23 protein-coding genes are annotated in these 14104 nt (G+C 59.8%); 22 read left to right on the top strand and 1 reads right to left on the bottom strand.

Going from position 1 to position 14104, the window contains the following annotated elements; genetic code table 11:
* Window positions 1–23 precede the first annotated feature (23 nt).
* The 21 genes from rplN to I5W_RS03390 all read left to right on the top strand — a co-directional run bounded on the left by rplN (window position 24) and on the right by I5W_RS03390 (window position 12199).
* Entirely contained in the window at window positions 24–392 is a 369-nt protein-coding gene (gene rplN / locus I5W_RS03490) for a 50S ribosomal protein L14 (protein WP_006464924.1), read from the top strand.
* 9 nt (window positions 393–401) lie between these two features.
* Complete coding sequence (rplX, locus tag I5W_RS03485) at window positions 402–716, top strand: 50S ribosomal protein L24 (RefSeq protein ID WP_013232187.1); 315 nt, start codon at window positions 402–404, stop codon at window positions 714–716.
* Between the two features lie 5 nt (window positions 717–721).
* Window positions 722–1261, top strand: coding sequence for a 50S ribosomal protein L5 (gene rplE, locus I5W_RS03480; protein ID WP_006464922.1), 540 nt, complete (start codon window positions 722–724; stop codon window positions 1259–1261).
* Window positions 1262–1268: 7 nt separating this feature from the next.
* Entirely contained in the window at window positions 1269–1574 is a 306-nt protein-coding gene (rpsN, locus tag I5W_RS03475; RefSeq protein ID WP_006464921.1) for a 30S ribosomal protein S14, read from the top strand.
* A gap of 14 nt (window positions 1575–1588) precedes the next feature.
* Window positions 1589–1984 carry a 30S ribosomal protein S8 gene (gene rpsH / locus I5W_RS03470; RefSeq protein WP_006464920.1) on the top strand — a complete coding sequence of 132 codons (396 nt, stop codon included), beginning with the start codon at window positions 1589–1591 and terminating at the stop codon, window positions 1982–1984.
* A 10-nt stretch (window positions 1985–1994) separates the two neighbouring features.
* Window positions 1995–2528 carry a 50S ribosomal protein L6 gene (gene rplF / locus I5W_RS03465; protein ID WP_008334141.1) on the top strand — a complete coding sequence of 178 codons (534 nt, stop codon included), beginning with the start codon at window positions 1995–1997 and terminating at the stop codon, window positions 2526–2528.
* A 12-nt stretch (window positions 2529–2540) separates the two neighbouring features.
* The gene (gene rplR / locus I5W_RS03460) at window positions 2541–2903 is read left to right on the top strand and encodes a 50S ribosomal protein L18 (protein ID WP_008334143.1); all 363 of its coding nucleotides are present in this window, start codon (window positions 2541–2543) and stop codon (window positions 2901–2903) included.
* 12 nt (window positions 2904–2915) lie between these two features.
* Window positions 2916–3434 carry a 30S ribosomal protein S5 gene (gene rpsE / locus I5W_RS03455; RefSeq protein WP_006464917.1) on the top strand — a complete coding sequence of 173 codons (519 nt, stop codon included), beginning with the start codon at window positions 2916–2918 and terminating at the stop codon, window positions 3432–3434.
* A gap of 10 nt (window positions 3435–3444) precedes the next feature.
* The gene (gene rpmD, locus I5W_RS03450; RefSeq protein ID WP_006464916.1) at window positions 3445–3624 is read left to right on the top strand and encodes a 50S ribosomal protein L30; all 180 of its coding nucleotides are present in this window, start codon (window positions 3445–3447) and stop codon (window positions 3622–3624) included.
* 26 nt (window positions 3625–3650) lie between these two features.
* Window positions 3651–4085, top strand: coding sequence for a 50S ribosomal protein L15 (gene rplO / locus I5W_RS03445; protein ID WP_006464915.1), 435 nt, complete (start codon window positions 3651–3653; stop codon window positions 4083–4085).
* A gap of 19 nt (window positions 4086–4104) precedes the next feature.
* Complete coding sequence (gene secY / locus I5W_RS03440) at window positions 4105–5436, top strand: preprotein translocase subunit SecY (protein ID WP_017453026.1); 1332 nt, start codon at window positions 4105–4107, stop codon at window positions 5434–5436.
* A 33-nt stretch (window positions 5437–5469) separates the two neighbouring features.
* Window positions 5470–5688 (top strand): translation initiation factor IF-1, encoded by a 219-nt coding sequence (gene infA, locus I5W_RS03435; protein ID WP_005663428.1) that lies wholly within the window; start codon window positions 5470–5472, stop codon window positions 5686–5688.
* A 30-nt stretch (window positions 5689–5718) separates the two neighbouring features.
* Entirely contained in the window at window positions 5719–5832 is a 114-nt protein-coding gene (rpmJ, locus tag I5W_RS03430) for a 50S ribosomal protein L36 (RefSeq protein ID WP_006464913.1), read from the top strand.
* A 28-nt stretch (window positions 5833–5860) separates the two neighbouring features.
* Complete coding sequence (rpsM, locus tag I5W_RS03425; RefSeq protein WP_006464912.1) at window positions 5861–6226, top strand: 30S ribosomal protein S13; 366 nt, start codon at window positions 5861–5863, stop codon at window positions 6224–6226.
* 42 nt (window positions 6227–6268) lie between these two features.
* A complete protein-coding gene (gene rpsK, locus I5W_RS03420) occupies window positions 6269–6673 on the top strand; it encodes a 30S ribosomal protein S11 (protein ID WP_006464911.1) in 405 nt (134 codons plus the stop codon).
* A gap of 162 nt (window positions 6674–6835) precedes the next feature.
* The gene (gene rpsD, locus I5W_RS03415; RefSeq protein ID WP_017453027.1) at window positions 6836–7459 is read left to right on the top strand and encodes a 30S ribosomal protein S4; all 624 of its coding nucleotides are present in this window, start codon (window positions 6836–6838) and stop codon (window positions 7457–7459) included.
* 106 nt (window positions 7460–7565) lie between these two features.
* Window positions 7566–8543: a DNA-directed RNA polymerase subunit alpha gene (locus I5W_RS03410; protein ID WP_006464909.1), complete on the top strand. Its 978-nt coding sequence runs from the start codon at window positions 7566–7568 to the stop codon at window positions 8541–8543.
* Window positions 8544–8731: 188 nt separating this feature from the next.
* Entirely contained in the window at window positions 8732–9127 is a 396-nt protein-coding gene (gene rplQ, locus I5W_RS03405) for a 50S ribosomal protein L17 (RefSeq protein ID WP_008334167.1), read from the top strand.
* Window positions 9128–9277: 150 nt separating this feature from the next.
* Window positions 9278–9625: a divalent-cation tolerance protein CutA gene (gene cutA / locus I5W_RS03400; RefSeq protein WP_044528191.1), complete on the top strand. Its 348-nt coding sequence runs from the start codon at window positions 9278–9280 to the stop codon at window positions 9623–9625.
* 33 nt (window positions 9626–9658) lie between these two features.
* Complete coding sequence (gene dsbD, locus I5W_RS03395) at window positions 9659–11449, top strand: protein-disulfide reductase DsbD (protein WP_044528190.1); 1791 nt, start codon at window positions 9659–9661, stop codon at window positions 11447–11449.
* A gap of 111 nt (window positions 11450–11560) precedes the next feature.
* Window positions 11561–12199, top strand: a complete 639-nt coding sequence (locus I5W_RS03390; RefSeq protein WP_044528189.1) for a peroxiredoxin — start codon at window positions 11561–11563, stop codon at window positions 12197–12199.
* Between the two features lie 56 nt (window positions 12200–12255).
* On the opposite strand, the gene I5W_RS03385 is transcribed toward I5W_RS03390, so the two are convergent.
* Window positions 12256–13200, bottom strand: coding sequence for a LysR family transcriptional regulator (locus I5W_RS03385; RefSeq protein ID WP_044528188.1), 945 nt, complete (start codon window positions 13198–13200; stop codon window positions 12256–12258).
* 201 nt (window positions 13201–13401) lie between these two features.
* Here I5W_RS03385 and I5W_RS03380 point away from each other — a divergent pair.
* On the top strand, window positions 13402–14104 hold a 703-nt coding region (locus tag I5W_RS03380; RefSeq protein WP_044528187.1), incomplete at its 3' end, for an iron-containing alcohol dehydrogenase.

The raw sequence follows: 14104 nt of genomic DNA, 5'->3' as shown, positions 1-14104 counted from the left end.
GGATTAGTTGGGAAAGAAATATCATGATTCAAACTGAAAGCCGGCTCGAAGTGGCCGACAACACTGGTGCGCGCGAAGTTCTGTGCATCAAGGTCTTGGGTGGTTCCAAGCGCCGCTATGCGGGCATTGGCGATGTGATCAAGGTTACTGTCAAGAGCGCAGCACCGCGTGGTCGCGTCAAGAAGGGTGAAATTTATAACGCTGTCGTCGTTCGTACCGCCAAGGGCGTGCGTCGTCAGGATGGTTCGCTGGTCAAGTTCGATGGTAATGCTGCCGTCCTGCTGAACGCCAAGCTGGAGCCCATCGGCACCCGTATCTTTGGGCCGGTGACTCGTGAGCTGCGTACAGAGCGCTTCATGAAGATCGTCTCCCTGGCGCCTGAAGTTCTGTAAGGAGTGGTCATGGCAAAGATTCGTAAAAACGATGAAGTCATCGTGTTGACCGGCAAAGACAAGGGCAAGCGCGGTGTCGTGACTGCTCGCGTCGGGACCGATTATGTCGTCGTGGAAGGCGTGAACGTCGCAAAGAAGGCGACCCGTCCGAACCCGATGACGGGTGCAACTGGCGGCATCGTCGATAAGCTGATGCCAATTCATGTGTCGAACGTCGCGTTGTTCAACGCTGCGACCGGCAAGGCAGATCGTGTGGCTTACAAGGAAGTGGACGGCAAGAAGGTCCGCGCTTACAAGTCCAACGGCGAAGTCGTTAAGGTTTAAACATCATGGCACGTCTTCAACAGTTTTATAAAGATAAGGTCGTCGCCGATTTGACCACGAAGTATTCGTACAAGTCGGTGATGGAAGTTCCGCGCATCCTGAAGATCACCCTGAACATGGGTCTGTCCGAAGCAGTTGCGGACAAGAAGATCATCGAGCACGCCGTTGGCGATCTGACCAAGATCGCTGGCCAGAAGCCGGTGGTGACCAAGGCTCGCAAGGCTATCGCAGGTTTCAAGATCCGCGAAGGCTACCCGATCGGTTGCATGGTGACCCTGCGTGGCGCCCGCATGTACGAATTCCTGGATCGTCTGATCACCGTGGCCCTGCCGCGCGTGCGTGACTTCCGTGGCGTGTCCGGTCGTGCGTTCGATGGTCGTGGCAACTACAACATCGGTGTGAAAGAGCAGATCATCTTCCCCGAAATTGAGTACGACAAGATCGATGCACTGCGTGGCATGAACATCAGCATCACCACGACTGCAAAGACCGACGACGAAGCGAAGGCGCTTCTCGCCGCATTTAAATTCCCGTTCAGAAACTGAGGATGCCATGGCAAAACTGGCACTGATTAACCGTGAACAGAAGCGCGCAGAAATGGTGAAGAAGTATGCTGCCAAGCGCGCCGAGTTGAAGGCTATTATCGACGACCAATCCAAGTCGGATGAAGAGCGTTACGAAGCCCGCCTGAAGCTGCAGGCCCTGCCGCGTAACTCCGCTCCGACCCGCCAGCGCAACCGTTGCGCGCTGACTGGCCGTCCCCGTGGTACTTTCCGCAAGTTCGGATTGGGCCGTATCAAGGTCCGTGAAATCGCCATGCGCGGCGAAATCCCGGGTTTGACCAAAGCTAGCTGGTAATAGGAGAAGAAGCAATGAGTATGAGCGATCCTATCGCCGATATGCTGACCCGTATCCGCAATGCGCAAGGCGTGAACAAGACTACCGTCGTCATGCCGTCTTCCAAAGTGAAGGTCGCCATTGCCAACGTCCTCAAGGACGAGGGTTATATCGAAGATTTCGCCGTGGTTGCCGCTGATGGCAAGGCTGAATTGAAAATCGGTTTGAAGTATTACGCTGGCCGTCCGGTCATCGAGCGCCTGGAGCGCGTGTCCCGTCCGGGTCTGCGCATCTACAAGGGCAAGGACGATATCCCCAACGTCATGAACGGCCTGGGTGTGGCAATCGTGTCCACCCCGCGCGGCGTGATGACTGATCGCAAAGCACGCGCAACCGGTGTCGGTGGCGAAGTGATTTGCTACGTGGCCTAAGGAGTGCAAGATGTCTCGTGTAGGTAAAATGCCTGTTGCACTGCCGAATGGCGCGGAAGCGACCATCACTGCAGAGCAAATCACCGTCAAGGGCCCGCTGGGCTCCTTGACCCAACCGCTGACCAAGAAGGTCAAGGTGGTCAACAACAATGGCTCGCTGAGCTTCGAAGTGGCTGATGACAGCCGCGAAGCCAACGCGATGTCGGGCACCCTGCGTGCTCTGGTCAACAACATGGTCAACGGCGTCACCAAGGGCTTCGAAAAGAAGCTCAACCTGGTCGGCGTGGGTTTCCGTGCTCAAGCACAAGGCGACAAGCTGAACCTGTCGCTGGGCTTCTCGCACCCCATCGTTCACCAGATGCCCGCCGGCATCAAGGTTGAGACCCCGACCCAGACCGAAATCCTGATCAAGGGTATCGATCGCCAGGTGGTTGGCCAGGTCGCCGCTGAAATTCGCGCGTACCGCGAACCCGAACCCTATAAGGGCAAGGGTGTGCGCTACGCTGACGAAGTGGTGACGCTCAAAGAAACCAAGAAGAAGTAATAGGGGTTGACGATGGACAAGAAACAATCTCGCCTGCGCCGTGCGACTCAGACTCGCGCCAAGATCGCAGAACTGAAGGTGAATCGTCTGGCTGTGCACCGTACCAACACGCACATCTACGCCAGCGTCATCGGCCCCGACGCCAACGTGCTGGCTTCCGCTTCCACCCTGGAAGCCGAAGTCCGCGCCCAGCTGGCAGGTCAGACCGGCAAGGGCGGCAATGCTGCCGCTGCTGCCCTGATCGGCAAGCGCGTGGCGGAGAAGGCTCTGAAGGCCGGTGTGACTGAAGTCGCATTCGACCGCTCCGGTTTCCGTTATCACGGTCGCGTCAAGGCGCTGGCTGAGGCTGCGCGTGAAGCCGGCCTGAAGTTCTAAGGATTATCGATCATGGCAAAAATGCAATCGAAAACGCAAAGCGACAAGCCTGATGACGGCATGCGCGAAAAAATGATCGCGGTCAACCGCGTCACCAAGGTGGTGAAGGGCGGCCGCATCATGGGTTTCGCAGCGCTGGCAGTGGTCGGTGACGGCGATGGCCGCATCGGCATGGGCAAGGGCAAGTCCAAGGAAGTGCCCGTGGCCGTGCAGAAGGCGATGGAAGAAGCCCGTCGCAAGCTGATCAAGGTGACCCTGAAGAACGGTACCGTGCAACACACCGTCATCGGCAAGCACGGCGCTTCGTCGGTGATGATCTCGCCGGCCAAGGACGGTACTGGCGTCATCGCCGGTGGTCCGATGCGCGCGATCTTCGAGGTGATGGGCGTGACCAACGTGGTGGCCAAGTCGACCGGTTCGACCAACCCCTACAACATGGTCCGTGCCACCCTGGACGGTCTGTCGAAGATGAACACTCCGGCTGAAATTGCTGCCAAGCGCGGCAAGTCGGTCGAAGAAATCCTGGGCTAAGGTGATCGAGATGGCTAACACAATCAAAGTCAAGCTGGTCAAGGGTCTGATCGGTACTCGTCAGGACCACCGCGCTACCGTGCGCGGTCTGGGTCTGCGTCGCGTCAACTCGGTGTCCGAACTGGAAGACACCCCGTCGGTGCGCGGCATGATCAACAAAGTGTCCTATCTTGTGAAAGTTGTGTCGTAAGCCGCGGCTTGCGAACGGAGCGAATCATGCAATTAAACACTATCCAACCCGCAGAAGGCGCAAAGCACGCTAAGCGTCGCGTCGGTCGTGGTATCGGCTCTGGCCTGGGCAAGACGGCCGGCCGTGGCCACAAGGGTCAGAAGTCGCGTTCGGGCGGTTTCCACAAGGTCGGCTTCGAAGGCGGCCAGATGCCCCTGCAACGTCGTCTGCCCAAGCGCGGTTTCAAGTCGCTGGCAACGCCCTACAAGGCTGAAGTGCGCCTGTCCGACCTGGAAAAGCTGCCCGTCGCCGAGATCGACGTGCTGGCATTGAAGCAAGCCGGCCTCGTGTCGGAACTGGCTCGTGTCGTGCGTATCATCAAGGCTGGCGAACTGACCAAGAAGGTAACCGTCAAGGGTCTGATCGCAACCGCTGGTGCCAAGGCCGCTATCGAAGCTGCCGGTGGTTCCATCGCTGAGTGATCCGGTCCCGGAGCATTAATTGGCAACTACTCCTCAATTAGCAAAAGGCGCCGCAAAAGGATTCCCCTGGGGTCGTTTGTGGTTCCTGCTGGGGGCGTTGATCGTTTATCGCATCGGTGCACATATCCCGGTTCCGGGTATTGATCCGACGCAGTTGGCGCAGCTGTTCAAGCAGAATCAGGGCGGCATTCTGGGCATGTTCAACATGTTCTCCGGTGGTGCCCTGTCGCGCTTTACGATCTTCGCACTGGGGATCATGCCGTATATCTCGGCATCGATCATCATGCAGCTGCTGTCGGTGGTTTCGCCGCAGCTGGAAGCATTGAAGAAAGAGGGTGAAGCCGGTCGTCGCAAGATCACGCAGTACACCCGTTACGGCACCCTGGTGCTGGCGACCTTCCAGGCGCTGGGCATTGCGGTGGCGCTGGAATCGCAAGCCGGCCTGGTGCTGGATCCGGGTCTGGCCTTCCGTCTGACCACGGTGGTGACGCTGATTACCGGTACGATGTTCCTGATGTGGCTGGGTGAACAGATCACTGAACGTGGCCTGGGCAATGGCATCTCGATCATCATCTTCGCCGGTATTGCGGCAGGTCTGCCGAATGCTCTGGGTGGCTTGTTCGAGCTGGTCCGTACCGGTTCGATGAACGCCCTGTCGGCAATCCTGATCTGTGCGATCGTGGGTCTGGTGACGTTCCTGGTGGTGTTCATCGAACGTGGCCAGCGCAAGATCCTGGTGAACTATGCGAAGCGTCAGGTCGGCAACAAGATTTACGGTGGTCAAAGCAGCCACCTGCCGCTGAAGCTGAACATGGCTGGCGTGATTCCGCCGATCTTTGCATCGTCGATCATCCTGTTCCCGGCCACGATCACCAGCTGGTTCACCTCGGGTGACACGTCGAATCCCTTCATTCGTTTCCTGAAGGATCTGGCGGCATCGATGGCACCAGGCGAACCGATCCATGCGTTGCTGTATGCGGTAGCTATCGTCTTCTTCTGCTTCTTCTACACCGCACTGGTGTTCAACAGCAAGGAAACGGCAGACAACCTGAAGAAGAGTGGTGCATTTGTTCCGGGTATCCGTCCGGGTGACCAGACCGCGCGTTATATCGACAAGATCCTGATGCGCCTGACCCTGGCCGGTGCCGTGTACATCACCTTGGTGTGCCTGCTGCCAGAGTTCCTGATCGCACGCTGGAAGGTGCCGTTCTACTTCGGTGGCACATCGCTGCTGATCATTGTGGTCGTGACGATGGATTTCATGGCCCAAGTGCAGAACTATGTGATGTCGCAGCAGTATGAATCGTTGCTCCGCAAAGCTAATTTCAAGGGTGGCATGACACCGCGATAAGCGGGCTCATGCTCCAGAGGAAGAAGACACGGAATGGCAAAAGACGACGTTATTCAGATGCAGGGCGAGATTCTTGAAAATCTCCCCAACGCGACATTCAGGGTTAAGTTGGAAAACGGTCACGTTGTACTCGGCCATATTTCCGGCAAGATGCGCATGAATTACATCCGCATCCTGCCTGGCGATAAGGTAACGGTGGAACTGACGCCTTACGATTTGAGCCGGGCACGTATCGTGTTCCGAACCAAGTAACAGTGAAACATTGAAAGAAAGAGGGCCACAATGAAAGTGCTCGCATCAGTCAAGCGGATCTGCCGCAACTGCAAAATCATCAAGCGCAATGGCGTCGTTCGTGTGATCTGCACCGAACCCCGTCATAAGCAGCGCCAGGGTTAACTTAACGTTATTGATCGAGGAATAACGAATGGCACGTATTGCAGGGGTTAACATCCCCAACCATCAGCACACCGTGATCGGCCTGACCGCCATCTACGGTATTGGCCGTCCCCGCGCACAAGACATCTGCGCTGCTACCGGCGTTCCGACCAACAAGAAGGTCAAGGACCTGGACGATAACGAGCTGGAAAAGCTGCGTGACGAAATCGCCAAGTTCGTCGTGGAAGGCGATCTGCGCCGTGAGTTGTCCATGAACATCAAGCGTTTGATGGACCTGGGTTGCTACCGCGGCCTGCGTCACCGTCGTGGTCTGCCGGTCCGTGGTCAACGCACCCGCACCAACGCCCGTACTCGCAAGGGTCCGCGCAAGGCCGCTCAATCGCTGAAGAAATAATCCCGGCAGGCGCAAGCACTGGTCGGATTCAAGGAAGAAATTATGGCAAAGTCCCCCAACAACGCAGCAGCATCGCGTGTTCGTAAGAAAGTCAAGAAGAACGTTGCTGAAGGCATCGCGCACGTTCACGCTTCGTTCAACAACACCATCATCACGATCACCGACCGTCAGGGCAACGCTCTGTCGTGGGCAACTTCGGGTGGCGCTGGCTTCAAGGGTTCGCGCAAGTCGACTCCGTTCGCAGCCCAGGTCGCCGCTGAAAGCGCCGGCAAGGTTGCCATCGAATGCGGCATCAAGAACCTGGAAGTGCGTATCAAGGGCCCCGGCCCGGGCCGTGAATCCGCAGTGCGCGCTCTGAACAACCTGGGCATCAAGATCACCCAGATCCAGGACGTGACCCCGGTCCCGCACAACGGCTGCCGTCCGCCGAAGCGCCGTCGCATCTAAGTTGTAGTATAATCTTGCGCTTTCGCCTGTTCGTCAGGCAAAAGCGCAGGCAAATCACCCGCCAATCACCTTGGCGGGTTTTGTTCTTAAGACCACTGTCTGGCCGCATACAGGTCAGACTAGCGTCCGGCAACATGGGACGTCATTGATAAAGGAAATACCGTGGCACGTTATATCGGACCGAAAGCAAAACTCTCCCGCCGCGAAGGCACCGACCTGTTCCTGAAGAGCGCACGCCGCTCGCTGGATTCCAAGTGCAAGCTGGATTCCAAGCCGGGTCAGCACGGCCGCACCTCGGGCGCCCGCACCTCCGACTACGGCAACCAGCTGCGCGAAAAGCAGAAGGTCAAGCGCATGTACGGCGTCCTCGAGCGCCAGTTCCGCCGCTACTTCGCTGAAGCCGACCGCCGCAAGGGCAACACCGGCGAAACCCTGCTGAAGCTGCTGGAATCCCGTCTGGACAACGTCGTCTACCGCATGGGCTTCGGCTCGACCCGCGCTGAAGCGCGTCAGCTGGTGTCCCACAAGGCCCTGACCGTGAACGGTCAAGTCGTCAATATCGCTTCCTACTCGGTCAAGGCTGGCGACGTGGTTGCCGTCCGCGAAAAGGCCAAGAAGCAAGTGCGTATCGCCGAAGCCCTGTCGCTGGCCGAATCGAACGGTTTCCCGCAGTGGGTTTCCGTGGATTCGAAGAAGCTGGAAGGCACCTTTAAGTCCGCTCCGGACCGTAGCGAAATCGCTGCCGACGTCAACGAATCGCTGATCGTCGAACTGTACTCGCGTTAATTCGTCGTACCGCCGTACCCCTGTGCCCACCTCATGGTGGGCATTTTTCCGAACTGCCATCAGCCTTATCGGTGTAACGAGCCGAGGGTATTGAAAAGGACAATTCATGCAAAACAGTTTGTTGAAGCCCCGCATCATCGAAGTGGAAACCCTGGCCCCCGGTCACGCAAAGGTCGTGATGGAGCCGTTCGAACGTGGTTACGGTCACACCCTGGGCAACGCGCTGCGTCGCGTGCTGCTGTCGACCATGAGCGGTTACGCTCCCACCGAAGTGACCATCGCTGGTGTGGTGCACGAATACTCGTCCCTGGACGGCGTGCAGGAAGACGTCGTGGACATCCTGCTGAACCTTAAGGGTGTGGTCTTCAAGCTGCACAACCGTGACGAAGTCACCCTGACCCTGAAGAAGGAAGGCGAAGGCGCCGTCCTGGCTTCCGATATCGATCTGCCGCACGACGTCGAACTGATCAACCCGGATCACGTCATCGCCAACCTGACCGGTGGCGGCAAGCTGGACATGCAGATCAAGGTCGAAAAGGGCCGTGGCTACGTGCCGGGTAACGTTCGTCGCCTGTCCGAAGACACCAACAAGACCATCGGCCGCATCATTTTGGATGCCTCGTTCTCGCCGGTGCGTCGCGTGTCCTACGCGGTCGAATCCGCTCGCGTGGAACAGCGTACCGACCTGGACAAGCTGGTCATGAACATCGAGACCAACGGCGTCATCACCCCGGAAGAAGCGATCCGCCAATCGGCTCGCGTGCTGGTTGATCAACTGAATGTGTTCGCCGCCCTGGAAGGCACCGAAGCGACGGCAGAAGCACCGTCGCGCGCACCGCAGGTCGATCCTATCCTGCTGCGTCCGGTCGACGATCTGGAACTGACCGTGCGTTCGGCAAACTGCCTCAAGGCCGAGAACATCTACTACATCGGCGACCTGATCCAGCGCAGCGAAAACGAACTGCTGAAGACCCCGAACCTGGGTCGCAAGTCGCTGAACGAAATCAAGGAAGTCCTGGCTTCGCGTGGCCTGACCCTGGGCATGAAGCTGGAAAACTGGCCGCCGGCCGGTCTGGAAAAGTAATTCATGTCGCCTGGCGGGCGTCGATGAAAGTCCCCGCCCCCAGGCCGACACCAAGCAGTACCTGAAGTTATCGTCATACCCGTAGCAAAAAACTCTTATCCGTCATTTACCGGTCCGCGGTCCGGACAGCAACGCTGGCCTGCCGATAGAAGAACTGGATCAAAACTGTAACCTGAAAGGAAATTACCATGCGTCACCGTCACGGTCTCCGCAAACTGAATCGTACTTCGTCCCACCGTCTGGCCATGCTGCGCAACATGACTGTCTCGCTGCTGCGTCATGAAGCCATCAAGACCACCCTGCCGAAGGCCAAGGAACTGCGCCGCGTCGTCGAGCCGATCCTGACCCTGGGCAAGACCGACACCCTGGCCAACAAGCGTCTGGCCTTCAACCGCCTGCGCGACCGCGAAATCGTCGGCAAGCTGTTCTCCGAACTGGGCCCGCGCTACGCTGCCCGTAACGGCGGCTACCTGCGCATCCTGAAGATGGGCTTCCGTCAAGGCGACAACGCACCGATGGCCTTCGTCGAGCTGGTCGATCGTCCGGAAGTCACCGACGCTGCTGACGCGCCGACCGCTGAATAATTCACCGGACGCTGCATCATCGACAAAAAGCCAGGCTCTGCCTGGCTTTTTTGTTTGGCGCGCCGGTATTTTCTTTCATCTGGCTGATTGGCACCGTCACGCCTGGCCTCTGGATGTGGTTGAATACGGCTTCTGCAAGGAGACCTATCCATGTCCGCTTCCCTGTTGAATCAGCCGCTGCTGGTGCTGGCCAATGTGCCCGACCAGGCAGTGGCCGAACGCATTGCCGATGCCCTGGTGGAACAAGGCCTGGCCGCCTGCGTCAATATCCTGGCGCCGGCCAGGTCGGTCTATCGCTGGCAGGGCAAGGTCCAGCACGATACCGAGCTCCCCTTGCTGATCAAGACCACCCAGGCGCGCTATCAGGAACTGGAGCAGGCGATTGTCCAACTCCATCCCTATGACGTGCCGGAAATCATTGCGCTGCCCATCACGGCAGGGTTGCCTGCTTATCTGGCGTGGATGCAAGATGAGACCGCCCGGCCCCTGCGCGTGTAAGCGCAGACCGCCCCCTTAGAACGAGGACTACCGTTGAACCGCATCAACCGGCGCGAGCGCCTGACAAGATTTCCCCTGCTGATCGTGCTGGCGCTCCTGGCGCTACTCGGGCTGCTGGTGGCCAAGGCCGCCCAGGCCGCAGACGATTACCTGCCGCCGGAACAAGCCTTCCAGCTCAGCGGCCGCATGGTCGATGCCCAGACCCTGGAGCTGAGCTATCGCATCGCCGATGGCTACTACATGTACCGGGATCGTTTCCACTTCAGCGCCGAAGGGGCCACGCTGGGGCAACCCCAGTTTCCGGCGGGTAAACGCAAGTATGACGAAAACTTCCAGAAGGAAGTCGAAACCTACCACCAGTCGGTGACCGTGCGTATTCCGGTCAGCGGGGAAGTGAAGGATTTCGTCGTTTTGGCGGTGTCGCAAGGCTGCGCCGACAAGGGCTTGTGTTATCCACCGATGACCTTGAAGCTGGCGATGTCGGCCCAGGCCATCGACCAGAGTGTGAGCCCGGCCGGTGCCGACGGTGCTAGCCAGAGCGCCGGCGGTAGTGACATCGACGGCATCGCAGCGGTGCTCAAGGGCGGCAAGCTATGGCGGATCTTGTCGCTGTTCTTCGTGCTGGGTATCGGCTTGGCGTTTACGCCCTGCGTGCTGCCGATGCTGCCGATCCTGTCGTCCATCATCGTTGGCCAGCAGCCGGCGACGGGAGGCGGACGTGGCCGTAGCTTCCTGCTCTCGCTCGATTATTCACTCGGCATGATCCTGATCTACACCGCGCTGGGCGTCGTGGCCGGAATGCTCGGCGAGGGATTGTCGGCCTATCTGCAGAATCCCTGGGTGCTGGGCGCGTTTGCCCTGTTGATGGCTGGGCTGGCCTTGTCGATGTTCGATCTCTACACCCTGCAAGTACCCGCCTCATTGCAATCCAGGTTATCCACCGCCTCCGGCGGCGGCAGCGGCAAGTGGTTGGGGGTATTCGTGATGGGCGCGATCTCGGCCCTCATCGTCGGCCCCTGCGTGGCCGCCCCGCTGGCCGGCGCCTTGCTCTACATCAGTCAGACCGGCGATGTGTTGCTGGGCGGCAGCGCCCTGTTTGCCATGGCGGCCGGCATGAGCGTGCCGCTGCTGCTGATCGGTGCTTCCGCCGGCGCGCTGCTGCCGCGTGCCGGGGCCTGGATGGATGCGGTCAAGCGCTTCTTTGGCGTGTTGATGCTGGGCACGGCGCTGTGGATGGTCTCGCCGGTTATCCCCGCCTGGCTGCAGGTGGCGGGCTGGGCGGCCCTGGGCATCGGCTATGGCGCCTTCCTGCTGTGGACGCGCCCGGCCGGATGGATGTCGCGGGCGCTCGGACTGGCTGTGGTCACGCTGGGCTTGTTGCAACTGGTCAGTGTCGCCACGGGCGGACGTGATCCGCTAACACCGCTGTCGCATCTGCGCGGACAGGCGGTCGCGACGGGGGCTACCGACTTCGTGCGCATCCGCTCCAGCGCCGAGCTGGATGCAGCGCTACAGCAGAATGCTGCCGGTGAGCGCCGCCCGGTCATGCTGGATTTCTATGCCGACTGGTGCGTGTCCTGCAAGGAAATGGAACGCTTCACCTTTAGCGACCCACGCGTGAAGGAACGTTTTGGCCAGATGCTGCTGCTGCAGATCGACGTGACCGCCAACAATGCTGACGACCGCGCCATGTTGAAGCGCTTCAAGCTCTTCGGTCCGCCCGGCATCATGTTCTTCGATGGCGACGGCCGGGAACTGACGTCGCGCCGCGTGATCGGTTACCAGGATGCCGACAGATTCATTTCTACGCTGCAAAATCTGTAGTTCCACATTGCATCGCGTTATTTGAAAACCACTTTATAGTCGTTGGCCTGAGGCTGGCCTCGCGTTATAGTCAGCCTTCCCGTTTTCACTCTGTCCACCAAGGAGACCACCATGACGTTGCGCCTGGGCGATACCGCACCGGATTTCGAGCAAGAATCCTCGATCGGCAAGATCAAATTCCACGACTGGGCGGGCGACTCCTGGGTCGTACTGTTCTCGCACCCGGCCGACTTCACGCCGGTCTGCACCACCGAGCTGGGCCTGACTGCCAAGTTGAAGCCCGAATTCGACAAGCGCAACGTCAAGGCCATCGCGCTGTCGGTGGATGGCGCCGAGGCCCACAACCAGTGGATCAAGGACATCGAGGAAACCCAGCAGACCGTGGTCGGCTTCCCCATCGTGGCTGACGTGGACAAGAAGGTGGCGGGTCTGTACGACATGATCCACCCCAACCAGTCCGAAACCGCCACCGTGCGTTCGCTGTTCGTCATCGATCCGAAGAAGAAGGTGCGCCTCATCATCACCTACCCGATGAGCACCGGCCGCAACTTCGACGAAGTGCTGCGCGTCATCGATGCCCTGCAACTGACCGACGGTTACACCGTGGCCACGCCGGGCAACTGGAAGGATGGCGACGACGTCATCATCCCGCTGACGGTCAAGGATGAGGAAGTCATCAAGCAGAAGTATCCGAAGGGCTACAAGGCACCGCGTCCTTACCTGCGCATTACGCCGCAGCCGAACAAGTAATCGTTGTGTCGGAATCGATCAGAAAGCGCTCCTGCGGGAGCGCTTTTTGTTTGCCTTCAGACTTCTGGTGCCACCGTCCGTGCAAAACCGTCCAGGAACAGCCGGGCAACTGGCGAGAGCAAGGTCCCGCGCCGCGTCACTAGCTGGTAGGGCTCGCTGCGCGTATGCAACTTCAGCGGCAGGATGCGCGTCATGCCAAAGCGCGTGCAGAACTGCGCCACGTCCACCGACAGCAGCGCCACGAAGTGCGGATTCTTCTGCAGCAGCGACAAGGTGGTGAAGGCCGAAGTGGTTTCCATCAGGTGCAGCGGGAAGCGCAGGTCTGCATCGTGGAATTCGCGCTCCAGCGTCAGCCGCATGGGCATGTTGGCCGAGTAGACCACCCAGCGCGAGTCCGCCAGGTCCGCCAGTTGCAGGCTGGGCGCTGCTGCCAGCGGATGCTGCACGCTGGCCACCACGGCCAGCTCTTCCTCGTGGATGTTGAAGGCGTCATACAGGTCCGGGCGCTGGCTGATGCTGGTGCGGCAGATCGCCAGGTCCAGCCGACCCTGGTCCAGCAGGCGCAGCAGCCGCGCACTGGTGTCCTCGACGATTTCCACGGAAAGCGTCGGATGTGCTTCCAGTAATTGCGTGAGCGCATCGGTCAGCAGCGGCACCGCGCCCATGATGGTGCCCACCGCCAGTCGGCCGCCGTGGCCTTGCATGATGGATAACATTTCTTCACGCAGGTGCGTCAGGTCGGTCTGGATCAGCCGCGCATAGCGGATCACGCAATGGCCCAGCTCGGTGGCTTCCAGGCCGCGATTGGTGCGGGTGAACAATTGTGCGCCCAGGGTGCTTTCGATTTCCTGCAGAGCCTTGCTGGCGCCGGGCTGGGTCAGCGCCACCTGCTCGGCGGCCTTGAGCAGCGAGCCGTGGTCGGCCAGGGCGATCAGCAGGCGCAGTTGGCGCAGGTGCAGGCGGGAAGTGATGGAGGCCAGCGAGGGTAGGGTGGTGTGCATGGGGTATCCTTGGAAGCGGGCTCCAGTATGAGCCCTGGTTATACCCATATCAACAGCTCTCATTAGCCAAGGGCCTTGCGATGGCTTAGAGTCTGGCTTTCCAAAGCCGGGCCCGAGAGGGAAGAGCTGCTCCTGGCAGGTTGCCGACCCAGCCCGCAGACAGCGGCCCCGATGGCGACATCTATAAATCAAGGCTATGTAATGGCACTTATCAACTACATCACCCAGGTCCAGTTCGACTACGGCGCGTTGGCGCTGCTGCAGCAGGAATGTGACCGCCTCGGCATCAAGAAGCCGCTGCTGGTGACCGACATGGGCATCCGCAATGCCGGCCTGCTGGACAAGGTCCTGGGCCAGTTGAAGGATGGTGCTGGTGCCGTGGTCTATGACCAGACCCCGCCCAATCCCAACGAAGGCGCGGTGCGCACTGCTGTGGCGCTGTTCCGTGAGCATGGCTGCGATGGCATCGTGGCCGTCGGCGGTGGTTCCTCCATCGATCTGGCCAAGGGCGTGGCCGTCTGCGGCACCCACGAAGGCCCGCTGAAGTCCTTTGCGCTCATCGAAGGCGGCCTGGCCAACATCACGGCCAAGACCGCCCCGGTGATCGCCATCCCGACCACTGCCGGTACCGGCAGCGAAGTCGGCCGGGGCGCCATCCTGATCCTCGACGATGGCCGCAAGGTCGGCATCATCTCGCCGTACCTGGTGCCCAGGCTGGCCATCTGCGACCCCGAACTGACCCTGGGCCTGCCGCCGCTGATGACGGCCGCTACCGGCATGGATGCCATCGCGCACTGCCTGGAAACCTTCATGGCGCCAGCCTTCAACCCGCCGGCCGACGGCATCGCACTGGATGGCCTGTGGCGTGCCTGGGCACACATCGAGCGCGCCACCCGCGAGCCCG

It is taken from the genome of Herbaspirillum sp. B65 (genome assembly GCF_000333555.1).
GTDB classification, from domain to species: Bacteria; Pseudomonadota; Gammaproteobacteria; order Burkholderiales; family Burkholderiaceae_D; genus Herbaspirillum; species Herbaspirillum rubrisubalbicans.
Note: the sequence above shows the minus strand (reverse complement) of the source record. Positions and strands in the feature narration are given on the sequence as shown.